The sequence below is a fragment of the Massilia sp. Leaf139 genome (genome assembly GCF_001424165.1).
GTDB lineage: Bacteria > Pseudomonadota > Gammaproteobacteria > Burkholderiales > Burkholderiaceae_D > Telluria.
On the sequence record NZ_LMOJ01000001.1, the window covers coordinates 1,254,645 to 1,277,579 of the forward strand.

Genomic DNA, 22,935 nt, shown 5'->3' on the forward strand with positions numbered 1-22,935 from the left:
GATGCGGCCGGGCCGGCCGGTGGCAGGGGCGAGCGACATGGGGATGGGTCTCCGGTGAAGGCCGCGAGGCTCACGCAACGAGGCTCACGCAATTATATGGCTGCGGGCCGCGCCGACTCCGTAACCCTTTTCCCGGTTGATACCGGTCAAAGCGATCCGTGCACCTACGAAATGTCCTGCTTTACAGCGCTATCAGTCAAGTGATCGTGACAAATTTCTCCCAAGCTTGATCTATATCCAGATAGCAAAGATTCGCGCAAAACGCCGGGAACCCTGTTACTGATGACCTTGTCTGAATGGCAGTCACGACGTTTTCGCCAATGACGGCGGAACGCTTCTTCAGGGAGACCAGTATGTTGGTAGATGAAATGCCGATCGCATCGTTCCAGGGACCACCGATCCTCTCGCCGCGCACGGCCGACGCCGCGGGTTCGGCCCAGGCGGCAGCGCGCGCCGAAAACCAGGTGTTCAATATCCGGGTGGCGCTGTCCGCCGGCTGCCATGCCGACAGTGGCGCCCTGGTACGGCGCATGTATGCCTGGCGCGGCTACGCTTTCGAAGTGGGCGGCGGCGGCTTCGACCGCGTCACCCTGTTCGCTGAAACGGGCGGCGAACTGGTGGGCACGATGAGCCTCTGCCTCGACCGCGGCCAGCTGCTGCCCGCCGACGAAAACTTCAGCGACCGGCTCGACATGCTGCGCGCCGAGGGCCGGCGCTTGTGTGAACCCTCGCGCCTGGCGATCGACACGGGCATGTCCAAGCGCGTGTTCGCGGCGCTGATCCACATCTCCTACCTCTACGCCGGCGACCTGCACGGCTTCACCGACTACGTCATCGAGGTCAATCCGCGCCATGTAGCCTTCTACAAGGGCATGCTCGGCTTCACCGACTTCGGCGGCGAGCGTCCCTGCAGCCGGGTCGGCGCGCCCGCCGTGCTGCTGCGCCTGCCGCTCGATCAGATGGGCGCGCAGATCCGCAAATGGAGCGGTAGCCACGAGCAGCATCCCGGCGAGCGCTCCTTCTACCCGTACTTCTTCCCGCTCTGGGACGTGCCCAGCATCAGCGCGCGCCTGGCGGCCCTGTGTCAGGGAGGGGAACGCGCATGAGCCAGCTCAACGACCTGCCGCAGGCAGCCGGCGTCGCCCTGACGCTGGAAGCCGCCCTTGGCGAAATGGCGGCCGTTGTCGGCGCCGCCCATGTCCTGGCGGACGCAGCCACGCGCGAACGCTACGCGCGCAGCACGGCGTCGCGTGCGGTGCGCCCGCTGGCGCTGGTGCGGCCGGCCGATGCGGGCGAAGTGGCGCGCGTGGTGGCGATCGCCGGCCGGGCGCGCCTGGCCGTGTACCCGATCAGCACCGGCAAGAACTGGGGGTATGGTGATGCCTGCGCCGTCGGCGCCGGGCAGGTGATCCTCGACCTGTCGCGCATGAACCGGATCATCCACGTCGACCCCGAACTGGCCTATGCCGTCATCGAACCGGGCGTGACCCAGCGCCAGCTGTCGGACTACCTGCGCGCGCAGCGCCTGCCTTTGTGGGCCGACTGCACCGGTGCCGGGCCGGATACCAGCTATATCGGCAACATCATGGAGCGCGGCTTCGGCCATTCCCCCTACGGCAACCGCCTGCAGCACGTGGCCGGCATGCAGGTCGTGCTGGCCAGCGGCGAGCTGCTCGAGACCGGCTTCGGCCACTACCGCCAGGCGCGCGCGGCGCATCTGTTCCCCTACGGCGTCGGGCCCTTCCTGGACGGCCTGTTCACCCAGTCGAACATGGGGATCGTCACCCGACTCGGCATCTGGCTGATGCCGCAAGCCGAGTGCGTGAACCATTTCCTGTGCAGCGTGCCCCGGCACGCTGACATCGCACCGGTGGTCGACGCCCTGCGGCCGCTGCGCCTGGACGGCACCCTGCGCAGCATCCTCCACATCGGGAACGACATGCGGGTGTTTTCGGGCGCCGGCGCCTTTCCGCGCGAGGCCGCGCCGCAGGGCGCCTGCCTGCCCGAGGCCCTGCGTGCACGGATGCGCGCCCAGGCCGGCATCGGCGCCTGGACGGTGTCGGGCGCCCTCTACGGCTCGCATGCCCAGGTCGCGGCTGCGCGCACAGCGCTGCGCAAAGCCTTGCGCGGCACCGCGGGCCGGCCGGCTTTTGTGAGCCAGCGCAGCCTGCGCGCCGGCGCCCTGGCGGCCCGCCTGCTCGGCGAAACCGGCCCCGGACGCCGCCTGCGCGCCAAGGTCGCGCTGGGCGAGTCGCTGTTCGCGATGAACCGCGGCGTGCCCGACGGCCGCTTCCTGGCGGGCGCCTACTGGCGCCGCCGCGGCGGTGTGCCGGCCAGTTTCCCTGCGAACGCCAATCCGGCCCAGGACAACTGCGGCCTGCTGTGGGTATCGCCCGTGCTGCCCCTGCGCGGCGCCGACATGCTGGCCGTGTACGACCTGGCGCAGTCGAGCTTCGACCAATATGGCTTCGACCTGTTCGCCACCTTCAGCATGATCAACGAACGCGCCGTGGGCGGCGTGCTGAGGGTCGTCTACGACAAGGACGACCCGAACGAGGCGGCGCGCGCCCGTGCCTGCCACGACGAAGTCTTCGACAATATGTTCGAGGCCGGCTACATTCCCTACCGCGTCGGCAACCACGCAATGGGACGGCTCGATCCGCAGGGCGACAGCTACTGGCGCACGGTCGGCGCGATCAAGGCCGCGCTCGACCCGGCCGGCACCCTGGCGCCGGGGCGCTACCAGCCCGGCGTCGCGGCCGTCTTCATGTGAGGACGGGCCTGCGTTCGCCGCCGCACGGAGCGCGATGAGCGCAGCGACTAGGATGATGGTTCATCCAATATTCAAGGAAAATGCCATGTCCATGACAAATGCCTCCACCCAGGCGGCCGCGCTGGCGGACAAGATCCGCTCGATGCGCTTTGCGATGTTCACCACCGTTGACGAGCACGGCCACCTGATCAGCCATCCGATGACGAACCAGGAGACGGACGAGCAGGGCGGACTCTGGTTCTACACCTCGATCCATACGCCGCTGTGGCAGAACATCGCCCAGCAGCCCGAGGTCAACGTGAGCTTTGCCCAGCCTGAAGACAGCCTGTACGTGTCGATCAGCGGCACCGCCGAGCGCGTGGTCGATCGCGAGCGCATCCGCGCCCTGTGGAATCCGATGGTGCAGGCCTGGTTCCCGCATGGCCCGGACGACGAGCATGTGGTACTGGTGCGCGTGGCGCCGCACAGCGCGGAATACTGGGATTCGAACGACAGCAAGATGGTGCGCCTGTTCCAGATGGCCAAGGCGGCCGTGACGGGGACGACGCCCGACGTCGATCCAGGCGAGCACGGGACGATCAGGCTGGACTCTTGACGCCTGCGCGGCGGGCCGCCCGGCGCCGCCGCATCGACCCGTCGTCCTTCAACGCGCCGGAGGAAGATCCTTCTCGGACTGGTTGGCGCCGCTCTCCGACGTGCCGAGCCCGGTGCCGGTGCCGCCCGCCTGTTCGGCCCGTGTGTCGAAGGCGCCGCGGGCGCCGGTCTGCATGGCGCTGTCGTCCGGCTGCAGGGCCGCATCCGGCGCTGCAGCCGGTGCTTCCCTCTGGGCCTCATCGATTTCACCCGTGCTCTGCGTGAGCTGATCGCCGCCGCTGCCGCCCGTCTCCTGTTGGGTTTCGTGCGCCGGCGTGGCGCCGGCCTGGCCGCTGGTGGTGCCGCCGATGCCCATCGTGGTCGAGGCGGCATCCGGCACGCTGCCCGGTGCCTGAGGTGCGCTGGCATTCGTCGCCATGGTGTTCTCCGTATTCCCGTTAGTCAGTGACTCCCATTATGGCCTTGGATGCCTGCGCCCGCATCGGTGCGTGCAGCGTGGCGCTGTAGGACTGCGTCCAACGGCGCTCCTGTTGGCATCGAGGCGACCGCTTTCATCCGCCCTGCATGAGGGCGAATATTTCGGCCCGGAATCAAGCCAGGGTCAGGCTCCTCGTGTATCGTTGCGAGTGAAAACAACAACGCCAGCGTCCACGCGACGAGGAGACCATCGATGACCGCCTTGCCTCCCAACCCAGGAGTATTCGCCCCGGACACCGGGATCTACACTGGCAGCAGCGCGTCCGATCCGATCCACGAGACGCTCGTGATCGGTGCGGGCTTCGGCGGCATCTGCATGGGCGTGGCGCTGCGCCGCGCCGGCGTCGACAACTTCCTGATCCTGGAAAAGAGCGCCGACGTCGGCGGCGTCTGGCGCGACAACACCTATCCCGGCGCGGCCTGCGACGTGCCTTCGCACCTGTATTCGTTTTCCTTTGCGCCGAACCCGGACTGGTCGCACACTTTCGCGCGCCAGGCCGAGATCCACGCCTACCTGCACGATTGCGTGCGCCGCTTCGGGCTCGCACCATACATCCGCACGCGCACCGCGGTCGAGGGGGCGAGCTTCGACGAGGCGCGCGCCCTGTGGGTCGTGCGCCTGGCCAATGGCGAGCGCCTGCTGGCGCGTCTGCTGGTGAGCGCCGCCGGCCTGCAGGGACGGCCGATCCTGCCGCGGATTCCCGGAACCGAGAGTTTCCGCGGCCAGGCCTTCCATTCGGCGCACTGGGATCACGGCTGCGCGCTGGCCGGCAAGCGCGTCGGCGTGATCGGCACCGGCGCCTCGAGCACCCAGTTCATTCCCGAGATCGCGCCCGAAGCAGCGCAGCTAAGCGTGTTCCAGCGCTCGCCGTCCTATTTGAAAGCCCGCGGCGGCCGCGCCTATCCGCGCTGGCAACAGACCTTGTTCCGCCGTCTGCCGCCGCTGATGCGTCTGCACCGCGGCCTCATCTACGCGAAATACGAGGCGCGCGCGCTGGCGTTTACCCGCATGAAAAGCATGATGTGGCTGGCCGTCGGCAAACCCTTCAAGGCGATGCTGGCGCGCGAAATTCCCGACACGCAGCTGCGCGCGAAACTCACGCCCGATTATCCGATCGGCTGCAAGCGCATCCTGCTGAGCGACGACTACCTGTCCGTGTTCTCGCGGCCGAACGTCGCGCTCGTGACCGAACCGATCGTCCGCGTCACGCCCGACGGCGTCGAGACCGGCGATGGCCGCCATCATCCGCTCGACGTGCTCATCTACGGCACCGGCTTCGCCGCCACGGACTTCCTGGCGCCGATGGCGATCCGCGGACGGGCGGGGCGCTCCCTGAACGACGCCTGGCAGGATGGCGCCAGCGCCTATCTTGGCATGACGGTACCCGGCTTCCCGAATTTCTTCATGCTCTACGGCCCGAACACGAACCTCGGCCACAATTCCATCGTCTACATGCTGGAGAGCCAGGTGGCGCACGTCATGCGCTGCCGCGCCGCGCTGCGTGCGGCCGGCGCCGCGTCGGTCGAGGTCGAGGGACAAGCGCACACTGCGTTCGACGGCCGCATCCAGGAACGCCTGGCCACGACGGTCTGGCAGGGCTGCCGCAGCTGGTACCACGACCGCAAGGGCCGCAACAGCGTCAACTGGCCGGGCTTCACCTTCAGCTACCGTTTTCTCACGCGCCATGCGAGCCTGCTGGCTTACCGTTTTACGTCGCCGATCCCCGGCCAGCCGGGCGGTGTCGAAGTGGCGGCGCCGCGCGCGTGGCCGGAACGGCTGGCCGCCGCCTTCCAGCGCGCTTTTCTGCGCACTTGCTTCAAACCCCTCATTGGGCCGCCGTTCGGCGCGGTCACCCAGCGCCGCTTCGTCGCGCTGCTGTCGCCGCTGATGCCCGGTGTGCGCGGACTGACTTTCGAGCAGCTGCGGGTGGGCGCGCTGCCGGTTGAAATCGTGACGCCGCCGCGCGCCGGGGAGGGCGCCTTACTCTACCTGCATGGCGGCGCCTTCTGCCTGGGCAGTCCGCGCACCCACCGCAGCATCACCACGCGCCTGGCGCGCGGCGCCGGCGTACCGGTCTGGGTGCCGGACTACCGCCTCGCGCCCGAGCATCCGTACCCCGCCGCACTCGACGATGCCCTGGCCTGCTACGACGCCATGCTGGCTGCCGGCATTCCGGCCGATCGCATCGTGCTGGCCGGCGACTCCGCGGGCGCCAGCCTGGCGCTGGCAAGCGCGCTGCGGCTGCGCGAGCGTCGCGCAGGCTCCTACACCGCGCCGGCCGCGCTGGCGCTGGTGTCCCCGGTCACCCGCATGCAGCATGCCGACGCCGGCAGCACGCCCGACCCGATGGTGCGCAGCAGCTGGGTGAGGCAGGGCGCGGCCTGGTATGCCTGCCCGGCGGACGCCTGCGTCCACGATCCGCTGCACTGCGACCTGGGTGGCCTGCCGCCGATGCTGCTGCAGGTCGGCGACCAGGAAGTGCTGCTGCCCGATTCGCTGCGTCTCGCGGAACATGCGGCTGCCTGCAACTTGCCGTGCAGGCTCGAGATCCACCGCGCGCGCTGGCACGTGTTCCACCTGCAGGCCTTTTATCTGCGCTCGGCGGCGAACGCCATCGGCGCGCTGGCGCATTTCGCGCGCGAACGCATCGCGGCGGCCGGCGCGCCCGGCACAGCGGCGGAGCGGGCCGCGCTCGCGACGGACGGCGCGCCGCCGCCATAAGCCCGGCGCTGGAAACGGCCATGTGGTACGCCATCGCCGCTGCGCTCGTCCTGCTGGCCCATCTCGCCTTCGTCCTGTTCGTCGTCTTCGGGGCCGTCCTGGTGCTGCGCTGGCCGCGCATGGCCTGGCTGCACCTGCCGGCGGCCCTGTGGGGCGTCTACATCGAGGTCAGCGGGCGCGGTTGTCCCTTGACGCTGCTGGAAAACCTGCTGCGCCTGCGCGCCGGGATGACGGGCTACAGCGAAGGCTTCCTCGAACACTATGTGCTGTGGCTGCTGTACCCCGAGGGCCTGACGCGCGCCATCCAGTTCGTCCTGGCGGGAGCCGTCGCCGCCATCAACCTGCTGCTGTACGCGTGGATATGGCGCCGCCGGCGGCAGGCAAAGGCGCTGCGGCACCCGAAAAATGCCGCTTGAGCACGCGTACGTGCGACCGGTGCTTGCTCAACCGGGGTTGCCGGAGCAATAATGCGGATGTGCTGGCTTATCGTTATCGCTTTTCGCCATTCGCGTGTAAAGACGCGGCGGCGGACAAGGTGGGTCGATCGGCGCCTCGCGGCAGCGCAGGCGCTTTCCCTCGGTGGTGATTACTTGACCTGAGCCCGTTTGCGCGACGCGCATGCGGAGGAGGGCGCGCACCCGGAAACAGCGGCGGGCGAAGGACGGCAAGACTGCAGGACAGCAGGGCAGCAGGGCAGCAGGGCTGTAGGTAAGCGGGAAAGCCGTTGGCAAGCACCAGTGGCTTCCGACAGGAGACGATAATGAAAAACAGGAGAACACGCAGTGAGCATTTTTAGGACGAAAAATCTCGATACCATGGTCGCGGACAGCCGCACGCCTGGCGGGCTGAAGAAGGTTCTGGGGCCGATGGATCTGATCCTGATGGGTATCGGGGCGATCGTCGGCACGGGCATCTTCGTGCTGACCGGTACCGGCGCGGTCACGGCCGGCCCGGCACTGACGCTGTCTTTCATCATCGCCGCAGTGGCCTGCGGCTTCGCGGCCCTGTGCTATGCCGAATTCGCCTCGAGCGTGCCGGTGGCCGGTTCCATCTACACTTATTCCTATGTCACCTTGGGCGAGATCGTCGCCTGGATGATCGGCTGGGACCTGCTGCTCGAATACGGCCTGGCCACCTCGACGGTCGCCGTGGGCTGGTCGGGTTACTTCCAGTCGCTCCTGAAGGGCATCGGCGTCGTCCTGCCTGAGGCGCTGCGCGCGGCCCCGGGCGCCATTCCCGGCGTGAACAGCGTCTTCAACCTGCCTGCCTTCCTGATCATGATGGTGCTGACCTTCATGCTTTCGCTGGGCGTGCGTGAGTCGGCCCGCGTCAACAACATCATGGTGCTGATCAAGACCGGCGTCGTCCTGCTGTTCATCTTCGTGGGCGTCAACTACGTCAAGCCGGACAACTGGCAGCCCTTCATGCCCTTCGGCGCCGGCAGCGTGATGAGCGCCGCGGCACTGGTGTTCTTCGCCTTCATCGGCTTCGATGCCGTCACCTCGGCCGCCGAGGAAGTCAAGAACCCGAGCAAGGATCTGCCGGTCGGCATCATCGGCTCGCTGGCCGTCTGCACCGTGCTGTACGTCGCGGTCGCCGCGATCATGACCGGCATCGTCCCGTTCATGAACTTCAAGGGCGTCGACCACCCGGTCTCGCTGGCCCTGCAGTACGCCGGCCAGGACTGGGTCGCCGGCTTCGTCGACCTCGCCGCGATTCTCGGCATGAGCACCGTGATCCTGGTGATGGCCTACGGCCAGACTCGCATCCTGTACGCCATGTCGCGCGACGGCCTGCTGCCGAAGAAGCTCTCGACCGTGCATCCGAAATACGGCACCCCGTACTTCGCCACCTGGATGGTCGGCATCATCTTCGGCCTGATCGCGGCCGTGGTGCCGCTGGGCGTGCTGGCCGAACTGGTCAACATCGGCACCCTGGCCGCGTTCTCGCTGGTCTCGCTGGCCGTCATCATCCTGCGTAAAAAGCGTCCGGATCTGCACCGCGCATTCCGTTGCCCGGGCGTGCCGGTCGTGCCGGCACTGGCGATCATCTTCTGCGTCGCCCTGATGTCCTTCCTCAGCGCGACCACCTGGATCGCTTTCGGCGTCTGGCTGCTGCTGGGCCTGGCCGTCTACTTCGGCTACGCCCGCCAGCGCTCGCTGCTGAACAAGCAGGCCTGAGCGATATCGGCGTAAAGAATGGCGCCATACCTGGCGCCATAAAAAAAACCTGGCCGGCGGCATGCGCCGCGCCAGGTTTTTTTACGTTCCTTGGGTAGGCTTGCGCGCTCAGGCGGCCGCGGCGACGCCCTCGAAATCGGCCAGCGCGGCCGTCCGTGCGCCCAGCTCCTCCATGCGCGCGATGGCGCGCTCGCCGTCACCCGCCGCGACCTCCACTGCACGCACCGCGTCCAGCACCACGATCACCTCGAAACCTTCTGCGCGCGCATCGATCACCGTGTTTAACACGCAGTAGTCGGTGGCCAGCCCGCCGACCACCACGCGCCGCACGCCGCGTGCGCGCAACTGCTCGCCGAGGTGCGTACCGTTGAAGGCGGAGTAGGCGTCCGCATCGGCGGTATCGGCCTTGGAGACGACGAGGGCGCCAGGGGGCAGCGCGAGCCGTTCGGAGAACGCAGCGCCCGCGGTATCGGCGACGCAATGCGGCGGCCAGGGCCCGCCACGCGCACTGAACGAACAATGGTTTTCCGGGTGCCAGTCGCGCGAGGCGATCACCGGCAAGCCCTGGCTGGCGAACAGTCCCATCAGTGCGTTGATCGGTGCGATCACCTCGTCGCCTTTCGGCACCCCAAGCTGGCCCCCAGGCAGGAAATCGACCTGCATGTCGATGACGAGGAGGGCGTCCGCCGGGCTGAGCTGGATAGTCTGCATATCTTGTCCTATTGAACTATTTGATCGAAACAGATTAGCACGGCGGCGCCGTGGGTGCCGATGCGAGCGCATGTTATACTGTATAAAAACACAGTATCACATGAAGACAATATGACCAAGTTCGCCCCCATCGACCTCGTCCCGCGCTCCGCCGCCGATCCCGACACGCCCAGTGGCCGGCTCGACGTCAAGATGTTTCGTGTTGCGGACGACCCGATCACCGAAGCCCAGACCGATGCCGAGATCGCGCGCGAGTTCATCGGCAACGGCGAACTGGGCCCCAAATCGATCGCCAACAGCCAAAAGGAATTATTCCGCTTCCTGACCTGGTGCCGCGAAGAAGCGAAGAAGACGCTCGCGCAGCTGAACGTGGCAGACCTCAACGCCTACAAGGAGTTCCTGCGCGACCCGCCGCCGGACTGGGTCTCCGCCACCAAATGGCCGCGCAACGATCCGCGCTACCGGCCCTTTACCGGCCCCTTGTCCGACGCCAGCCGGCGCCAGGCGATGATCGCGGTCAAAGGTCTGCTTGCCTTTGCCGAGCAGACGGGCTACCTGCGGCGCAACCCGGCCGCGCTGGTGCGCAACGTGCGTACCCCGGTGGCCAGCCGCATCACGCGCTACCTCACGCCGGATGCGATCGCCCTGGCCGTCGACACGGTCTCGCAGCGCGTGCCCGATTCGCCCGCGGCCCTGCGCCGGCGCGAACGCGACCGCTTCCTGCTGATCGCCTTCGCCCATACAGGCGCGCGCCTGAACGAACTGGTCAGCGCGAACATGGGCGCCATCTATGCGGAAGGGCAGGATCGCTGGTGGCTCGACGTCATGGGAAAGGGCAACAAGCCGCGCCGGCTGCCGGTGCCAGCCGAGATGCTCGACGCCTTCCGCCGCTACCGCGAGGCCTTCGGCCTGCCACCGCATACGGCCCGCGCCGACCGCATGCCGCTGGTTCTGTCCAGCCGCAGCCGGGCCGTGACCCGGCTCACCGACGAAGCGGCATCGGAAGCGATCAAGGGCGTCTTCGCCGAGGCCGCCCAGGCCGCCGCCCGGGCCGGGCAGGGCGACATCGCCGCCAGCCTGCGCCACGCCTCGGCTCACTGGCTGCGCCACAGCATGCTGACCAACCATGCCAACAATGGCGTACAACTCAAGACGCTGCAGGACACGGCGGGGCACGCCAACATCGCGACGACGGCGGGCTACCTGCACAAGACCGATAACGAGCGGCATGACGAGATCATCGGCTCAGTGCGGAAACGGGACGAGAAATAGGCTGAGGGAAGGGCGCTGCGCGTTCATGATCGCGCGGCTGCCTGAGCGGGCAGGGATAGGATAGTTGTGCCAGGGAGCCCCAGAGGTCGACCAGACGGCGCCTATCTGGCCGGCTGAAGAGGGCGCTCGGGGAGCCGCGCCTCGGGATTTGCGCTGAGTGACGTAGGGTGGTCGGCTACACCCCGCTGTCCGATTCGCCGCGGCATCGACGCCGCCCACGCGTTCAACCACCGGTCGCATCGCTTGATTGCCTGCCTGCGCCTCGCTCGCGGCCACCAAGAATCGAATGACTGATTGGGAGGATCGGAAATCGAGTGCCCGAAGGACACCGAGAACGCCTGGCAAGGTCTGCTCCGCGCACCCAGTATCGAACTCGACATTACGCATTATATTGTCGAGTTCAATGCATCAGGGCGGTCGGCAGGGGGAATAGGTAGCACCCTGCCGCGTGCAGTCGGCTATTTTATCCAAGTTGAGCCCGCTAGAAAATTCGGCGCCGGTGGGCTCGCCGCGTGGTCTTGCCCGCGACCGTACAGGCGGCCGCTTCGAGGGAACGACACCTTGGACACCCGCGAGGAAGCACGCTGCGAGCTGCATTCCCCGGGGTCGCCAGGCTGCGCTCGCCCGTACGGCCTTCGCTGGCGCCGTTTCTCGCCGGCGCTCAACGACGTCCGCCAGATGGTCGTTGAAAGGCTATCAGTCCGGGCGCGGACGCCGGAATCGGCCGGGGCCCGGTTACCACTGTCGATATGCTGCCGCACGGCCCCTAAACGCGGGCTGCCGGGTACCGCCAGCCAAGCATGTCCGGCAGCGAACCGCCGCCAGCTTGTTACGGCGGTTCGGCCAGCTCGCAGCCGCCGTCAGGCATCCGTAATCGCTTACGGCAACCGTCCGACTTCTCTTGAGGCTGGCGTGAGCCGTCCGGCAATCAACGACGACGCGCTTCTGCGCCGAGAACTGGCGCACTGCGTTTCAATCCTGCGCGCAGCTCCCGCGCGTGGCATCCGATGTCGTCTATGAGTGATGGAAGGTTCGCAGGGAGGAGTCTGGCACTGCAGTCCTGCGAACTTGCATAGCCACCTGCAGCATCGCGGCGCACAGACCATCGTCACAGAGCAGGCCACACGATCTCGACTCATCGGGATTTGCGGCAAGCAGAGTGCAACCAGCGCTGATCCAGCTGTCAGTTAGACCGCCGGCGCGCCTGTATTCCGGAACGGGCAGGCGCCGCGCTGACCATAACGAATTTCGCATTTGACATAATATAGATTATGCGAAGTTCGAGAGGGACAGGCACAGCGTTTAAAAACGCACAAGACACATACGCACAGACCGAAATTCGATAGCCTGAGACTATTGTTCTCAGGCTTTTTTTCGACTCGACCACAGGAGGTTTTCCCGTGCGCTACCCGAATTTGAGATACGGCAATCCAACCGAACTGGCCTATTACGCGATGGGCGTCCCGCTCCCCATCCTGGCCCGCCGACTACGCCGCGACGAGCGCACCGTCCGCGACTGGATCAATGCCCGAACCCGCGTGCCTTGGTGGGTTCCCGAGATTCTCAGATTGCAGCAGATCGAGGCCGACGTTCGCCAGCGGCAGATGGGCATGGGCGCTCTCGCACCGCGCCTCGGGATCGTATCGGCCGATGTCGTCACGCTCGCGGACGTAAAAAAGCCCGCGCAAGGCGGGCCGGATCAGGCGCCCCCGATACCTTCTTTCATTTCGTGCGCTTCTTGAAACGACCATTAGCGCCGCGCGGCGGCGTTTTCTTTTTACGCGTCATTTTGGACTCCGGTTTTCACTTCGATCTTGTACAGACGGCGCTCGACCGTCAGCCCCCATTTCGCCAGACCGAGGCCCAGCGAACCCAAGCCCAGCGCCTGCGCAAGCTGGATTGCCTCGATCAGCGTCATTTACTCGCCCGCCTTCGCCAGCGCGGCTTTTGCTTCCGGCAGCAGGACGGCCACGGCGCCCGCCAGCACGCCAACGCCCTGCATCACGGCATTGGCCTTTTCAGGGTCGACGCCGAACAGCACGGACAGCGCGGCGAGGCCCGCCCAAGTGGACGGCTCTTTCAAACGGCTCAATACTTTTTTCATGTGGATCCCTTCGTTTTTAATAGAGGTTGTTGCCTTGGCGGTCGTTGACGGTAATGCTCGCGTCACCGACGAATTTTTTCAGCGCCGGGAATCGGCTAATCACGTACGCGGCCATGAGCACGCCCGCAAGAACGATGATCGTTTCGCGGATCATGGCGGTCGGCGGCGGGATGATGTCTTTTACGACTTTCGGAATTTGAATGTTTTTCATAGGTCACTTGAATGGATTGATGTATTGCAGGAACGTCCCCGCCGAACAGTCGAAGGAAGCGTCCCAAGTGCGGCCCTCGGCAATCGCCAATTCGCACCGCGTCTTGTTCGTGCGCGGGACTCCGACGATGTCGCCGATACCCTTCGACGCGCCCGATACGACGCCGTCGACAAGGTCGACCACGGCGGCGCCCGCGTCCTCCCCGATGTCCTGCAGGAACCCGCCGTTGTTGCCCTCCTCCTCGCTATCGTCGCGCGGACGGTAGAAGGAGAGCGCGAGCACGCCGACGACGCCCGCGCCGATTATGAGAATCTGTCGTTGGGAAAGCGTGGTCATCGGTAATAGCTCGGCGAATAGAACAGGTCGTTGGCGGTCTGCTCGAACACGCTCGGGGTATAGCCCCAATCGCCATCGAGCGCGCCTTTGATGAGGTCGTCGGTCGTCACGTACTTGCCGGGATTCTGCGGGTCGTAGCCCTGCTCCTCCGGCGACGCGGCGAATGCCGAATCGTTGTTGAACACGAACGACGGATAGGCGCCCGAGGTCAGAGCGGCTTTCTTGAACAGCCCCTTTTTCTGCGCGACCATGAAGGCAGCGAAGCCCACGGCGGCGGCCAGGATCAATTTATCGTTGCTCATGCGGCCACCGCCACGGCTTCACGACCGCCCGCGCTGGCGAACACGGCGCGGGCCGTATCCATCGACATCACCGGTTGCCCGTATGGCGAGAACGGCAGCGACGCCCACTCGCGCGCGCACTTTCGGATTGCGACCTCGAAGCGGCCCGCCTTGACATCGGCCAGCGCGCCGCGCTTGGCGATCAGGCCGACCGCCGCCAAGTCTTGCGACGCCGGAGCGAACGACGACAGGCCCATGATGCGCGCGCATTCGTCCCAAGTGGAGGACAGGAACTGGTAAGCGCCCGCCGCCGTGCTCACGTAGCGGCCAGCCGTTACGGTGACGCGCGGATGATCGGCGAAGCTGGCGAACTGGCGACCGCCGAACAGGCGCGAATAACCGCCATCGTCCCCGGTTCCCTCCCCTTTGCGGATCACCCGCAGGAATGCCGCGACATTCCGGTCTTTCAGGTCTACGGCGCTCACGCGCGCCATTTCGGACAGTTTCATTACACCCCCTGTTATTCCGTCGACGGCCTGCGCCGCCGCGTCGAGAACGTCCGGCAGCGCGCCGCCGTCGTCCTCATCGTCTTGCGTCCACCACCACGCCGCCGCCGCCACCACGACAGCCGCGGCTAACAGCGTCCGGTTCATTAGATTGCTTCCTCGACACATTCCATCGTTGCAAACAGCGAAGTGCCAGCGGTCGTGCCAAATACCTTGATCTGACGCCCAGGCTTGACCACGATTGGCTCTTGAAATACGGTTTTGTCTATCTGTCCGCTAGACAGTGCCGCCGTCACGTAGCTTTGGTATATGCTGCCCACCTGCGCGCCGGTCGTGTGGACATAGACCTTTGCAGCGAAAACACCGTCCTGGCTTTTGGAAATGATCCCGGCTACGCTGTTATCCGTGCCGCTCACGCCGTCAGCGATGCACATTCCATACGCCTGTGCTGTGCCCACGCTCACACTTAGCGTTTTTACGATAATATTTTTGCCGGAGCCAGCCGGATTCCGCATGTAGAGAGCGGGCGCAGTGGTGCCGTCGGACGTAGGGGAACCCGACGCGATGAATGCCATATTCGCAAGCGTTTTCGCTTTGCCACCGTCGATTACCTCCACGGCCCCGCTGATACGGTTGTCCTGAAAAGCACCCTCGCCCATCAGCACGTAGCCGACAATCGTCGCCTCGCCCTTGCGGTTCTTCATCGCCCATTCGGAGCCGAGCGCGCGCTGTTGCGACGGAATTCGGTACGACTGGCCCGGATACAGGAACACGCTCTCGCCGCCCGAGCGCGGCGAGAATTCGATAGCCGAATCAGCGCCGCCCGCACTGCCCGCGCGGTAGTAGATGTAATCGGCTTGAACGTTGATGATGCGCACGGCGCCGGGCGCCAAAGTTACGTCGAAGTCTTGCATGGCTTAGCCCCTTTTGTTCATGGCGATCGCGGCCACGGCGGCGGCGCCCGCCACCCCGAGAACGATCATTGTTTTGTTGTCGATGCCGCCCGCCGTCGTGTTGTTCGCGCTGTCGTAGGCTTGGCTCACGCCCTGGCCGAACATGCTGGCGAGCGACGACGTTTTTTCATTGGCTTGCGTCGCAATGTCCTTTGCGAAGGAAAGGACGCTCGACAGGCCCGCGCCAAGCGTCGCGTCCGCGCCTTTGGCGAAGTCGAAGGCTTGCCCGGTCACGACGGAATCGACGCTGTTGTTATAGGAGCCGTCGACCTTGTGCGTGCTCGTGCTCGTGTTGCTGCTACTCGTGTTGCTCAGCTTGAGGCTGTTATCGGCCCACGAGCTACTAGCGTCCCACGACGACAGCGACATGGAATTGTCCGTATTGAGGACTTGCGACATGTCGAGCGTCGACCCGGCGCCGACGACAAGGCCGTCGCGGTTCGTTACGCGGCTGTCGTTGAGCGCGTTGTTTGTCGTCTGATTCGCTTGCGACGAGCTAGAACTTCTACCCATGATTCTTTACCTCTTTTTCGAGAATGATTTCCGCGACCCGGTAGCCCTGCGGCTCAAGTTTGCGCACCAGCCCGCGCCGCTCGGTATGCACCGCGATAGCGTCGACGCCGACGAACATGTGTTTTTCAATGTGCGGCATGAGAACGGCCGTGAGGTCGACGCCGTCACAGGCGCCACCAGCGGCCACCACGACGCCGACCGTGCGGCAGGCGTAGTAATCGACTCGCAGAACGAACGCGCACACTACGGCGCCCGCGTCGTCCTCGACTTGAAACAGTTGCGCGCCGCGCTCGGTCTGTCGCTTGATGTCGTCCAGACCGCCCGAAATGACGGCCTTTTCGATATACGCCTCCGTTACCGGCGACCATTCCGCGCGGCGCACAATCATGCTTTCTTCATCCGCTTAATGACGACCACGGCCACAACAGCCAGCAGCACATGTTCGAGCTTGAGGCCACCGAGGCCGATGGACGCGCCCAATGCCGGCACTACCTCGGCCAGCGAGCCGCCCGTTGACGACACACCCGGCGCCGATTGGCTACGCACCGAATCGACGCCCGAGTTGTCGCCATAGGTGACGACCCAGCCCGAGCCGTCGAAGTTGGTTCCGACGCTTCCGGCCGACTTCGCTTCGCTCGGGCCTGCGGGCGGCGCGGACAATGCCTGGCCGATTGCGCCGATTGCTGCGCCCCACGGCATCGCGCTATTGAGCGCCGACGAGATGCCGCCCGCCGCCGCCATCGCTGGCGATGCGGGCGCAAGCCCGCCACCCCCGAGTTGGCTAACGTCGATCATCAGTCCCCCAAGAACACGACGGCGGCGATGATCGCGCCGATCACGAGCCACGATTGCGGGATCGAGCCGGTAACTACCGGCTCCGAACCGCTCACCGGCTGGCCCTCGTAGTAAGGCACGCCGCTCGGGCCGTACTGTTGCATCGCCATTTTTTGCAGCTGGAACTGTTGGTTGTAGCGATGGTCAATCGCACTTTTCGCCCACAGTCCCGCCGCGTCTTGCAGCATGTCAGACCAGCTTTCCATGCTTTCCCCCTTATGAGTTACAAAAAAGGCCCGCGTTTGCGGCGGGCCTTTTTCTGGCGCGGACGCCGGTTACAGGTTGCCCAGGCTGTCGATGTACTCGACGAGGATGTTGCCGGAGTCGGCGCCCGAGAAGTCGATCAGCCATTCCAGCGAGCGAGCGTCGCGGGTATCGAGCGCCTTTTTAATGTCGCCGTCGACCACGAAGTCGACGGTGTACATGTTCGCCTGCGGGACGCGGCCATGACGGGTTTGCATGAACTCGTTTTCGTCCTTCACCGATTCATGCACGACGAGGCTGTCTTGCTTGACGGTGACGCCGGTCACGACGTTGCTGTTGCTCACGATGTGCAAGCGCTTGATGATCGCGCCATTCTGCGGGCCGAATGGAACCGTCACCGGCAGCTTGCCGCCGTTGGCGATGTTGTACGGGTAGCGCAGCACTTTCGACAGCAGACCGGCGAAAGGCAGGAATTCGCCTTGGCGGGATTTCTGCGAGCCGGATTCGCTCAGGATCGGCGTCAGCACCGGAGCGGTTGCGCCCGCAATGGTGACTTCGGTCGTGAGGTTGGCGATACCGACATTCGTGTCGAGCGAACCCACTTGGCGGTCGAGTTCATTGTTCAGGCTGTAGTCGGCGAAGAAAATGTCCAGAAACTTGACGTTGGTCGTGCCGGTGCCACGATAGGCGTTCAGCTTGTCGATTTCGGTGCCGGTGCCTTCGATGATGGTTTTGCCGTTCGCCTTCATGCGAAACAGGGTAATCATCGCCTTAGTGAGCGCCGTGCCGCCGAGTTTCAGTTGGAAGTTTTCCAGCGTGCGGCCAACCATGATGTTGTTCGTGGCGGTGCCTGCGGCGACGACGTTCGAGAACGGCAGGCCGTAGCGGGTCAGTTTGCCGACCGACATTACAGCACCTCTTTGACGTACGGCACGCGCTTAGCGACAGCGACAGCACCGATTGCGATTGCGGCGGCGGCGCCATACTTGCCGCCGAACTTGTATGCGCCGATCAGCGCGACGGCAGCGATGCCGTATTTCATCATGTCAGCTTGACTCATCGTCTTTCCCTTGTTGGTCTGTGAACAGGCACACATGGCGCCTCCTCGTTTTCAAAAATCAGACCGTATAGTCGAGCAGGAAAAGCGACCCCGGCAAACCCCGTATCCGTTACCGTTACCGTTACAGGAATTCGCCATTTTTTCAGCGCGAAAAAGTAAGTTTTTTCTTCGTGATTTCGTGCGTTACAGGGTCGACCATGAAGAATTGAAACGGCGCGAGCGTTTTTAATTCCTCGATATCGAGTCCGGTCGAGTTCGCCACATACTTGATGTCTTTCGGGCGCGTCGTAAAAACGATGTAGTAGGAGGCATTCCCCATCGCGGTTTTGTCGGCCTCCGACCACCGTTGCGAGATTGCGTAAATGTTGATCCCGCGTTTCAGGCCACGACGCACCAAAATGCCCCAATTCCCCGGCGCCTTGCTCGGCGTGCTTACGTCGGCCAGCTCCTCGGCCACGTAATCGAGCGGCGCGACATGGCGCGCGGCATACCACACGCAGCCGCAACAGAAGTCGAATTCCTCTTTCAGATCGCCGCCCGCGACATAGGCCACCCGCATATGCCCCGGCGTCTGAATCGCCGCCAGAAGCTCTTTCCGCGTCGTCACCTTTCGCCAGCCCGGTAGCTCGCACCATTGCGCCTCCGGATCCCATGCAACCGCGCGGCGGCTGTTCTTCGTCATCCGCGCGACTTGGGTCGACTTGCCGCACCGAGAAGCCCCCGAAACGACGTATAGGCGTCCGTCGACGGTTTTCATGCTACGGGCGCCCCGATGGTTACCGTATCGGCCCCCGGCGCCGCATACGCGCCCGGCACGGCCTCCGGCTTCGCCTGTCGACCATCCGCGCCGACTTGCGCCTGTTTTGGCTTCCTGGCCTCGATATCGCCCTTCACGGCGCCATAGGTGGCGAACGCGAGCGGGCCGACGACGAACAGGCACATTAGTTCCGGCCCGTACTCGCCACCGACGCCGCCTTGCAGCCAGCCGTACTTGTCACACACCCCTGCCACCGCCGCGCCAGCGGCGCCGCACGACTCCTCGGTATAGATTGCCGCGATGCTCGGGAACGCGGGCGCGACCACTTTCGACAGCATGAGCAACATGCCCGCCAATTCTTGATCGAGCGGCGGCGGCAGCGGCGGCGGCGGCGGCGCGTCTGGATCGGGCAGCGCGTTCGGGTCGTCCTCTGCTTGGCGTTCGAGCGCGCGCAGATCGGCGGCGGCTTCGGCGCTCAGGCTTGGGCCGGTATCCGGCCCTTGTTCGTCATGCTGCATGTTTCACCCCCAAGATGCCGAGGGCGTCCGCGAAGTTGGCGCGGCGGCGCGCTGGCGGCGTTTCCGGTGCCGTTACAGGCGCGGGCGCGGCGGGTTTCTCCGTTACCGTTACCGTTACAGGATCGGCGGCGCCGACGACCGGGCGCGCGGCCCACGGATACCGCGCGACGAATTTGCGCACGCGGGCCGGATTACCGCCGACGCGCAGTTGCCCCCGGCACTCCTCGCAATGCCCGAACGGATCGCCGTTCTTGTCGTGCTTCACCGCCATCTGCTCGGGGCAATGCGGGCATGGAATCATGCCCAAGATTGCTTTTTCTTCTTTCGCCATGCTGTCTTTCTCCCTTGTCTTGGATGCGGGCCGCGCGTCGACGGCCCGCCGTGATTACGCCTCTGCGGGCGCGTTCACCTGCTCGAACAGACCGGCGACGGTGTCTTGCAGCGCCGTCACCTGCTCGCGCACGGTGCCGATGGCTTCGACGCGCGCTTGCTCGACCTCGGTCAGGCCGGTAATCGCATCGGCCATCTTCTGCGAGATAGCCCACAGTGCCAGCAAGGCGGCACGATGGTCGTTGTAGGCCAGTTCGGTAAATTCGTTTTCGTTCACAGCATTTTCTCCAGTTGCTTCCACTTCAAATAAACCGCCAGACGTTTAAAAAACGCCTTAGCGGGCTTGGGCAAAAAAAGCCCGTACTGCCTGATAAGCGCCATAGCCTCGCGCTCCAATTCGTCGGATTCGTTCATTCGTACTTTCGTCGTAGTTCGTTGAGGTGGGCGCCCTGGCGCATCGGCGCAAAGCGCGGGGATAGTTCTTTAAATCGCTCGTCGCGGGCCTTGTCGGCGTCGAAGCTCCACCCGGCGCCCGCCGTGCGGCCGTCGCCCCGGTTTTCCATCGACATACCGCGCGATGGGCGCCCGCTAAATTCCGGCTCGCCCGTACACTTATTTACACCAGTCCAAGGAGACCCAAGAGCCACCCCGGCGCCGTCGGCGGCTTCGATAGTCCACCGATACCGCACCGACTCGTAGACCTCATTCGGGAAGGCCGAGGCGTACACGCCTGCGGGTTTGTCGTCCTCATAGGTGGCATACCGGCCTTTGATCGTCACCGGGCGCGCGGCGATGCGCACGGCCAGCTTGCGGCGCTCGACAGTCGGCCCGCCCTGCGCGTTCAGGTAGTCGGCGAAGCTGGCTTGCTTAGCTACCGCCGCATCTTCCGATTCAATCTTTTGGCACGCCGCATGAGCCGCCTTAATCGCTTCCGGCGCGCCCTGTATCGTTTCAGCCTTGATGCGGCGAAGCTCACGCCACACGCCGACCGGCGCGCCGCCGATTTGCTGGAACTGGCGAATGCCCCACACTTGCGACCAGTAAGTAACCCGAGCAGAAGGAGTAATTTCAACGTCGCCGAATACATCAGGCGCAATAACATAGGTCGTCCCGTTCTCGAATGTCTTGTGATCGCCGACCCCGGCGCCGTCGATGTTCTTCGACACGTACTTGGCGATGTAGCCCGCCGCGGTGCCCTTGCCCGCCTCGATCCGCACCAGCTTGACGCGGTTTTTCTGGGCGCCCTTTTCGTCGCCGTCCTCGGCCAGCGCGTAGTGCCGGACAATGGCCTCCATGCGCTCGGCGTGCTCCGGCGCGACGAACAGCAACATGTGCCAGTGCGGACAGCCGTCGCTATGCGGCTCGGCGATGCGGAACCCGTAGGGACGAATGCCGACGCGGTGCAGCGCCGAGCGGATCAGCGCGTAGACCTCGACCAAGTAGGCTTGCGCCTGGCGCGGCGTCGCGCCGTTGTAGTTCGGGTTTGCGCCACCGACAGAATGGAACTTCGACGGGCAGGTAATCGTCCAGAACATGCCGACATCGCCCCGACTGTCGGCGCACTCCTCGAAGCCGCGAATGCGAGTCATCAACTCACCCCGGCGAAGCGTCTTGTTTGCCATGCCCTTGTCGGCCAGTTCGGCGACGGTGTAGGACTGGCCGTGCTCATTGGTGGCGATGCGCTGTTCGAGCAATTGGCGGTTCGCGCGGTTCTGCGCCTCTTGCAACAGCGCGGACTCCCGGCTTACATAGGGATCGTTGCGAACAGAGGTCAGGCCAAGTTGAATCGACACATGCTCGAACCGGCGTTTCCATTCCGTGCGAAGGTGGCGGCGCCACCATGCCTTGTCGACCGCCCGCGCAATCTGCTCTTGCTCGGTGTCGCCCTTCGGCGCCTCGATACCACGGCGCGCGCACTCGACGCCAACCGCGGCGAGAATCGCGTCCATCGTTTGCAGCGAGAGGCAATGTTCATGCACATAGCGGACGGCCCGCTCGGCGGCGTGCCAGATCGCGGCGGCGCCGGTAATCGCGCCGGTATCTGTAGCGAGCGGAATGCGGTCGTCGTCCAGTAACAGGCGGTCGATCAGATCAACCTTCGGTTGGTGCGCCTCTTGGCCGTCGCGTTGAAAAACGCCGTACATGGCTTTCGCCATGCGCGTAGGGATTCCCCAATTCAAAGCGCGCATCAGTGGACGCCTTTCGGCAAGCCGCCATTCATCGGCGCCCTCTTGTCGACCGCGTGCGGCGGCGTCGAATTCCCGCCGTTCATGCACTTTTTGACGGTTTGCAGATCGGCGACGAGCTTATCGAGCGCGACCCACACCAAGCCGCGCTCGAGCGCGTCGAATTTGTTCAGGGTGTCCTCGGCACGGGCCTTGTCCAGACCCGCCGACATCACGGCCACGGTGCGCACGCCGAGAGGCATACGGAGCCAGAAGGCGGCGCGCACGGCCTCGGCGTCAGCCGGGCGCACGAGGAGATTGCGGACAGCCTGCACGCGCTCGATACGGACTTCGACAGGCGTCGCCGCGATGCTTTCGCACACGGCGGCGAATTCGGCGAGGTATGCGGCGGTGGCGATTTCCTGCGGCGTGCGTTGGACGCCGACAGCGGCCAGCGCGGCGAGTTCGATGCGCTCGGCCTTCATGCTGGCTCTTTCAGTTGACCGGCGACAGGCGTAAGCACCGCGATTTCCGCGTTAATCTCAGCTGTCACTACCGGGTTGTAGCATTCGATATTGCGCAGTTCGTCAATGCGCGCTTGGATGACTTCATGCACAGCGGCGGCTGTGTCGGATGGCAGGATCAGAAAGACGCGGCTCATGGCTTATCGCTTCCGCAGCAGTTGCGTTTTTAGGAGGCGGGCGACTACGTCCGCGCGCTTCTTTTCAGGATGCGCGGCGAGCCAGGCATCGAACTCGGCGCACAGTTCGACCGGCAACCACACGGTCATAGCCTTGAGCTTGTTGTGTTTGGCGTACCGCACGAGGCGGGCGCGGGCCTTGTCGGCGGCGCTCTGCGCTGGCGTGCGCTCGCCTGCTAGATCGTGCTCCGGCAGGAGTTCGCCGGTTTTCTTGTCAGATGCGGTTTTCACGCGACCTCCGCAATTACCATCACCTCGAACGAGCGGCGCTTCGCCACCAGCTTGCCGACGACTTCGCGCAGATCGCACGCTCCAGCGCGGAACAAGCGCGCGCCAACGAGCGACCACGCTGTAAGTACCTGTCCCTTTCTGCCGAAGCCGTAGAAATAGCGGCCTTTTAGCTTTACGACGACAGCTTCATCCTTATGCGGCGCTGCCATATCAGACCCCTACGCCCAAGAACCACAGCACGAAGGGCGCGGCGATCAGTGCGGAGCCGACGACGGCGGCGGCGGCGTTTTCGATGTGGGCGCGCATGGTCAGCCCCGAGCGAAGTAGTCGAAGGCGACGACGAACAGGCAACCGACCGCGCAGCCGATATAGGGCAATGCCTGTATCAGCATTGCTTTTTTGTAAGATTGTGTTTCCGACATGTGGCCTCCTCAGGCTCGTTTTCCTCTGGCGGGAATGTCGCGCGGCGCGGTCTAAGCCGCCTGCGCCCGAGGAGAGTGATG

33 protein-coding genes are annotated in these 22,935 nt (G+C 64.9%); 8 read left to right on the forward strand and 25 right to left on the reverse strand.

Features of this window, described 5'->3' with window-relative positions:
- The first annotated feature begins 353 nt into the window (after positions 1-353).
- The 3 genes from ASF77_RS05530 to ASF77_RS05540 all read left to right on the forward strand — a co-directional run bounded on the left by ASF77_RS05530 (position 354) and on the right by ASF77_RS05540 (position 3,368).
- On the forward strand, positions 354-1,106 hold the full coding sequence (locus ASF77_RS05530) for a long-chain N-acyl amino acid synthase (RefSeq protein ID WP_082493572.1): 753 nt from the start codon (positions 354-356) through the stop codon (positions 1,104-1,106).
- Complete coding sequence (locus ASF77_RS05535) at positions 1,103-2,773, forward strand: FAD-binding oxidoreductase (protein ID WP_056335581.1); 1,671 nt, start codon at positions 1,103-1,105, stop codon at positions 2,771-2,773. Before ASF77_RS05530 ends, ASF77_RS05535 begins: the two co-directional genes overlap by 4 nt.
- Before the next feature lie 85 nt (positions 2,774-2,858).
- Positions 2,859-3,368 (forward strand): pyridoxamine 5'-phosphate oxidase family protein, encoded by a 510-nt coding sequence (locus ASF77_RS05540; RefSeq protein WP_229445242.1) that lies wholly within the window; start codon positions 2,859-2,861, stop codon positions 3,366-3,368.
- A 48-nt stretch (positions 3,369-3,416) separates the two neighbouring features.
- Here ASF77_RS05540 and ASF77_RS05545 read toward each other — a convergent pair whose 3' ends face one another.
- Complete coding sequence (locus ASF77_RS05545) at positions 3,417-3,785, reverse strand: hypothetical protein (RefSeq protein ID WP_056335585.1); 369 nt, start codon at positions 3,783-3,785, stop codon at positions 3,417-3,419.
- 252 nt (positions 3,786-4,037) lie between these two features.
- On the opposite strand from ASF77_RS05545, the gene ASF77_RS05550 reads away from it, so the two are divergent.
- The 3 genes from ASF77_RS05550 to ASF77_RS05560 all read left to right on the forward strand — a co-directional run bounded on the left by ASF77_RS05550 (position 4,038) and on the right by ASF77_RS05560 (position 8,746).
- Positions 4,038-6,566 carry an alpha/beta hydrolase fold domain-containing protein gene (locus ASF77_RS05550; RefSeq protein ID WP_082493573.1) on the forward strand — a complete coding sequence of 843 codons (2,529 nt, stop codon included), beginning with the start codon at positions 4,038-4,040 and terminating at the stop codon, positions 6,564-6,566.
- A 20-nt stretch (positions 6,567-6,586) separates the two neighbouring features.
- Entirely contained in the window at positions 6,587-6,982 is a 396-nt protein-coding gene (locus ASF77_RS05555; protein WP_056335589.1) for a DUF2784 domain-containing protein, read from the forward strand.
- Between the two features lie 366 nt (positions 6,983-7,348).
- On the forward strand, positions 7,349-8,746 hold the full coding sequence (locus tag ASF77_RS05560) for an amino acid permease (protein WP_056335592.1): 1,398 nt from the start codon (positions 7,349-7,351) through the stop codon (positions 8,744-8,746).
- A 108-nt stretch (positions 8,747-8,854) separates the two neighbouring features.
- Here ASF77_RS05560 and ASF77_RS05565 read toward each other — a convergent pair whose 3' ends face one another.
- Entirely contained in the window at positions 8,855-9,457 is a 603-nt protein-coding gene (locus ASF77_RS05565) for an isochorismatase family protein (protein ID WP_056335595.1), read from the reverse strand.
- Positions 9,458-9,568: 111 nt separating this feature from the next.
- On the opposite strand from ASF77_RS05565, the gene ASF77_RS05570 reads away from it, so the two are divergent.
- Positions 9,569-10,729 (forward strand): tyrosine-type recombinase/integrase, encoded by a 1,161-nt coding sequence (locus ASF77_RS05570; protein ID WP_056335598.1) that lies wholly within the window; start codon positions 9,569-9,571, stop codon positions 10,727-10,729.
- Between the two features lie 1,400 nt (positions 10,730-12,129).
- Positions 12,130-12,471: a hypothetical protein gene (locus ASF77_RS05575; RefSeq protein ID WP_156648734.1), complete on the forward strand. Its 342-nt coding sequence runs from the start codon at positions 12,130-12,132 to the stop codon at positions 12,469-12,471.
- 35 nt (positions 12,472-12,506) lie between these two features.
- On the opposite strand, the gene ASF77_RS24040 is transcribed toward ASF77_RS05575, so the two are convergent.
- From ASF77_RS24040 to ASF77_RS05675, 23 genes are all read right to left on the reverse strand, one after another.
- A complete protein-coding gene (locus ASF77_RS24040) occupies positions 12,507-12,647 on the reverse strand; it encodes a hypothetical protein (protein ID WP_156648735.1) in 141 nt (46 codons plus the stop codon).
- Positions 12,648-12,833, reverse strand: a complete 186-nt coding sequence (locus ASF77_RS05580; RefSeq protein ID WP_056335604.1) for a hypothetical protein — start codon at positions 12,831-12,833, stop codon at positions 12,648-12,650. It abuts the gene before it with no gap.
- A 16-nt stretch (positions 12,834-12,849) separates the two neighbouring features.
- Positions 12,850-13,044, reverse strand: a complete 195-nt coding sequence (locus tag ASF77_RS05585) for a hypothetical protein (protein WP_156648736.1) — start codon at positions 13,042-13,044, stop codon at positions 12,850-12,852.
- Between the two features lie 3 nt (positions 13,045-13,047).
- Positions 13,048-13,380: a hypothetical protein gene (locus ASF77_RS05590; RefSeq protein ID WP_056335607.1), complete on the reverse strand. Its 333-nt coding sequence runs from the start codon at positions 13,378-13,380 to the stop codon at positions 13,048-13,050.
- Positions 13,377-13,682, reverse strand: coding sequence for a hypothetical protein (locus ASF77_RS05595; protein ID WP_056335610.1), 306 nt, complete (start codon positions 13,680-13,682; stop codon positions 13,377-13,379). Before ASF77_RS05595 ends, ASF77_RS05590 begins: the two co-directional genes overlap by 4 nt.
- Positions 13,679-14,314 carry a glycoside hydrolase family 104 protein gene (locus ASF77_RS05600; protein WP_229445244.1) on the reverse strand — a complete coding sequence of 212 codons (636 nt, stop codon included), beginning with the start codon at positions 14,312-14,314 and terminating at the stop codon, positions 13,679-13,681. Before ASF77_RS05600 ends, ASF77_RS05595 begins: the two co-directional genes overlap by 4 nt.
- The gene (locus tag ASF77_RS05605) at positions 14,314-15,081 is read right to left on the reverse strand and encodes a hypothetical protein (protein ID WP_056335614.1); all 768 of its coding nucleotides are present in this window, start codon (positions 15,079-15,081) and stop codon (positions 14,314-14,316) included. Before ASF77_RS05605 ends, ASF77_RS05600 begins: the two co-directional genes overlap by 1 nt.
- Positions 15,082-15,084: 3 nt before the next feature.
- Positions 15,085-15,519, reverse strand: coding sequence for a hypothetical protein (locus ASF77_RS05610; RefSeq protein WP_056335617.1), 435 nt, complete (start codon positions 15,517-15,519; stop codon positions 15,085-15,087).
- A 106-nt stretch (positions 15,520-15,625) separates the two neighbouring features.
- A complete protein-coding gene (locus ASF77_RS05615) occupies positions 15,626-16,021 on the reverse strand; it encodes a hypothetical protein (RefSeq protein WP_056335619.1) in 396 nt (131 codons plus the stop codon).
- Entirely contained in the window at positions 16,018-16,428 is a 411-nt protein-coding gene (locus tag ASF77_RS05620; RefSeq protein WP_156648737.1) for a hypothetical protein, read from the reverse strand. Before ASF77_RS05620 ends, ASF77_RS05615 begins: the two co-directional genes overlap by 4 nt.
- Complete coding sequence (locus ASF77_RS05625; RefSeq protein WP_056335625.1) at positions 16,428-16,673, reverse strand: hypothetical protein; 246 nt, start codon at positions 16,671-16,673, stop codon at positions 16,428-16,430. The genes ASF77_RS05620 and ASF77_RS05625 overlap by 1 nt, the downstream gene beginning before the upstream one ends.
- Positions 16,674-16,742: 69 nt before the next feature.
- The gene (locus tag ASF77_RS05630; protein ID WP_056335627.1) at positions 16,743-17,579 is read right to left on the reverse strand and encodes a major capsid protein P2; all 837 of its coding nucleotides are present in this window, start codon (positions 17,577-17,579) and stop codon (positions 16,743-16,745) included.
- Complete coding sequence (locus ASF77_RS24045) at positions 17,579-17,731, reverse strand: hypothetical protein (RefSeq protein ID WP_156648738.1); 153 nt, start codon at positions 17,729-17,731, stop codon at positions 17,579-17,581. Before ASF77_RS24045 ends, ASF77_RS05630 begins: the two co-directional genes overlap by 1 nt.
- Before the next feature lie 142 nt (positions 17,732-17,873).
- Complete coding sequence (locus ASF77_RS05635) at positions 17,874-18,488, reverse strand: hypothetical protein (protein WP_156648739.1); 615 nt, start codon at positions 18,486-18,488, stop codon at positions 17,874-17,876.
- Positions 18,485-19,006, reverse strand: coding sequence for a hypothetical protein (locus ASF77_RS05640; protein WP_056335633.1), 522 nt, complete (start codon positions 19,004-19,006; stop codon positions 18,485-18,487). The genes ASF77_RS05635 and ASF77_RS05640 overlap by 4 nt, the downstream gene beginning before the upstream one ends.
- Complete coding sequence (locus ASF77_RS05645) at positions 18,996-19,337, reverse strand: hypothetical protein (protein ID WP_056335636.1); 342 nt, start codon at positions 19,335-19,337, stop codon at positions 18,996-18,998. Before ASF77_RS05645 ends, ASF77_RS05640 begins: the two co-directional genes overlap by 11 nt.
- Before the next feature lie 54 nt (positions 19,338-19,391).
- The gene (locus tag ASF77_RS05650; RefSeq protein ID WP_056335639.1) at positions 19,392-19,613 is read right to left on the reverse strand and encodes a hypothetical protein; all 222 of its coding nucleotides are present in this window, start codon (positions 19,611-19,613) and stop codon (positions 19,392-19,394) included.
- Complete coding sequence (locus ASF77_RS24050; protein WP_156648740.1) at positions 19,610-19,750, reverse strand: hypothetical protein; 141 nt, start codon at positions 19,748-19,750, stop codon at positions 19,610-19,612. Before ASF77_RS24050 ends, ASF77_RS05650 begins: the two co-directional genes overlap by 4 nt.
- Positions 19,747-21,492: a replication endonuclease gene (locus tag ASF77_RS05655; RefSeq protein WP_162244827.1), complete on the reverse strand. Its 1,746-nt coding sequence runs from the start codon at positions 21,490-21,492 to the stop codon at positions 19,747-19,749. Before ASF77_RS05655 ends, ASF77_RS24050 begins: the two co-directional genes overlap by 4 nt.
- Before the next feature lie 32 nt (positions 21,493-21,524).
- Complete coding sequence (locus ASF77_RS05660) at positions 21,525-21,986, reverse strand: hypothetical protein (RefSeq protein WP_056335647.1); 462 nt, start codon at positions 21,984-21,986, stop codon at positions 21,525-21,527.
- On the reverse strand, positions 21,983-22,162 hold the full coding sequence (locus ASF77_RS05665; protein ID WP_056335651.1) for a hypothetical protein: 180 nt from the start codon (positions 22,160-22,162) through the stop codon (positions 21,983-21,985). The genes ASF77_RS05660 and ASF77_RS05665 overlap by 4 nt, the downstream gene beginning before the upstream one ends.
- A 3-nt stretch (positions 22,163-22,165) precedes the next feature.
- A complete protein-coding gene (locus ASF77_RS05670) occupies positions 22,166-22,432 on the reverse strand; it encodes a hypothetical protein (protein ID WP_056335653.1) in 267 nt (88 codons plus the stop codon).
- The gene (locus ASF77_RS05675; RefSeq protein WP_056335657.1) at positions 22,429-22,641 is read right to left on the reverse strand and encodes a hypothetical protein; all 213 of its coding nucleotides are present in this window, start codon (positions 22,639-22,641) and stop codon (positions 22,429-22,431) included. Before ASF77_RS05675 ends, ASF77_RS05670 begins: the two co-directional genes overlap by 4 nt.
- Positions 22,642-22,935: the final 294 nt, after the last annotated feature.

What these genes read in the sequence shown, in the direction of transcription:
- ASF77_RS05555 (WP_056335589.1), top strand. Translation starts at nt 6,587, where the DNA reads ATGTGGTACGCCATCGCCGCTGCGCTCGTCCTGCTGGCCCATCTCGCC.
- ASF77_RS05645 (WP_056335636.1), bottom strand. Translation starts at nt 19,337, where the DNA reads ATGGCGAAAGAAGAAAAAGCAATCTTGGGCATGATTCCATGCCCGCAT.
- ASF77_RS05675 (WP_056335657.1), bottom strand. Translation starts at nt 22,641, where the DNA reads ATGGCAGCGCCGCATAAGGATGAAGCTGTCGTCGTAAAGCTAAAAGGC.
- ASF77_RS05585 (WP_156648736.1), bottom strand. Translation starts at nt 13,044, where the DNA reads ATGAAAAACATTCAAATTCCGAAAGTCGTAAAAGACATCATCCCGCCG.
- ASF77_RS05605 (WP_056335614.1), bottom strand. Translation starts at nt 15,081, where the DNA reads ATGCAAGACTTCGACGTAACTTTGGCGCCCGGCGCCGTGCGCATCATC.
- ASF77_RS05530 (WP_082493572.1), top strand. Translation starts at nt 354, where the DNA reads ATGTTGGTAGATGAAATGCCGATCGCATCGTTCCAGGGACCACCGATC.
- ASF77_RS05540 (WP_229445242.1), top strand. Translation starts at nt 2,859, where the DNA reads ATGTCCATGACAAATGCCTCCACCCAGGCGGCCGCGCTGGCGGACAAG.
- ASF77_RS05570 (WP_056335598.1), top strand. Translation starts at nt 9,569, where the DNA reads ATGACCAAGTTCGCCCCCATCGACCTCGTCCCGCGCTCCGCCGCCGAT.
- ASF77_RS05665 (WP_056335651.1), bottom strand. Translation starts at nt 22,162, where the DNA reads ATGAGCCGCGTCTTTCTGATCCTGCCATCCGACACAGCCGCCGCTGTG.
- ASF77_RS05660 (WP_056335647.1), bottom strand. Translation starts at nt 21,986, where the DNA reads ATGAAGGCCGAGCGCATCGAACTCGCCGCGCTGGCCGCTGTCGGCGTC.
- ASF77_RS05545 (WP_056335585.1), bottom strand. Translation starts at nt 3,785, where the DNA reads ATGGCGACGAATGCCAGCGCACCTCAGGCACCGGGCAGCGTGCCGGAT.
- ASF77_RS05615 (WP_056335619.1), bottom strand. Translation starts at nt 16,021, where the DNA reads ATGATTGTGCGCCGCGCGGAATGGTCGCCGGTAACGGAGGCGTATATC.
- ASF77_RS05625 (WP_056335625.1), bottom strand. Translation starts at nt 16,673, where the DNA reads ATGGAAAGCTGGTCTGACATGCTGCAAGACGCGGCGGGACTGTGGGCG.
- ASF77_RS05565 (WP_056335595.1), bottom strand. Translation starts at nt 9,457, where the DNA reads ATGCAGACTATCCAGCTCAGCCCGGCGGACGCCCTCCTCGTCATCGAC.
- ASF77_RS05635 (WP_156648739.1), bottom strand. Translation starts at nt 18,488, where the DNA reads ATGAAAACCGTCGACGGACGCCTATACGTCGTTTCGGGGGCTTCTCGG.
- ASF77_RS24040 (WP_156648735.1), bottom strand. Translation starts at nt 12,647, where the DNA reads ATGACGCTGATCGAGGCAATCCAGCTTGCGCAGGCGCTGGGCTTGGGT.
- ASF77_RS05550 (WP_082493573.1), top strand. Translation starts at nt 4,038, where the DNA reads ATGACCGCCTTGCCTCCCAACCCAGGAGTATTCGCCCCGGACACCGGG.
- ASF77_RS05640 (WP_056335633.1), bottom strand. Translation starts at nt 19,006, where the DNA reads ATGCAGCATGACGAACAAGGGCCGGATACCGGCCCAAGCCTGAGCGCC.
- ASF77_RS05630 (WP_056335627.1), bottom strand. Translation starts at nt 17,579, where the DNA reads ATGTCGGTCGGCAAACTGACCCGCTACGGCCTGCCGTTCTCGAACGTC.
- ASF77_RS05535 (WP_056335581.1), top strand. Translation starts at nt 1,103, where the DNA reads ATGAGCCAGCTCAACGACCTGCCGCAGGCAGCCGGCGTCGCCCTGACG.
- ASF77_RS05655 (WP_162244827.1), bottom strand. Translation starts at nt 21,492, where the DNA reads ATGGCGAAAGCCATGTACGGCGTTTTTCAACGCGACGGCCAAGAGGCG.
- ASF77_RS24050 (WP_156648740.1), bottom strand. Translation starts at nt 19,750, where the DNA reads ATGAACGAATCCGACGAATTGGAGCGCGAGGCTATGGCGCTTATCAGG.
- ASF77_RS05600 (WP_229445244.1), bottom strand. Translation starts at nt 14,314, where the DNA reads ATGAACCGGACGCTGTTAGCCGCGGCTGTCGTGGTGGCGGCGGCGGCG.
- ASF77_RS05580 (WP_056335604.1), bottom strand. Translation starts at nt 12,833, where the DNA reads ATGAAAAAAGTATTGAGCCGTTTGAAAGAGCCGTCCACTTGGGCGGGC.
- ASF77_RS05610 (WP_056335617.1), bottom strand. Translation starts at nt 15,519, where the DNA reads ATGTCGCAAGTCCTCAATACGGACAATTCCATGTCGCTGTCGTCGTGG.
- ASF77_RS05595 (WP_056335610.1), bottom strand. Translation starts at nt 13,682, where the DNA reads ATGAGCAACGATAAATTGATCCTGGCCGCCGCCGTGGGCTTCGCTGCC.
- ASF77_RS05620 (WP_156648737.1), bottom strand. Translation starts at nt 16,428, where the DNA reads ATGATCGACGTTAGCCAACTCGGGGGTGGCGGGCTTGCGCCCGCATCG.
- ASF77_RS24045 (WP_156648738.1), bottom strand. Translation starts at nt 17,731, where the DNA reads ATGAGTCAAGCTGACATGATGAAATACGGCATCGCTGCCGTCGCGCTG.
- ASF77_RS05590 (WP_056335607.1), bottom strand. Translation starts at nt 13,380, where the DNA reads ATGACCACGCTTTCCCAACGACAGATTCTCATAATCGGCGCGGGCGTC.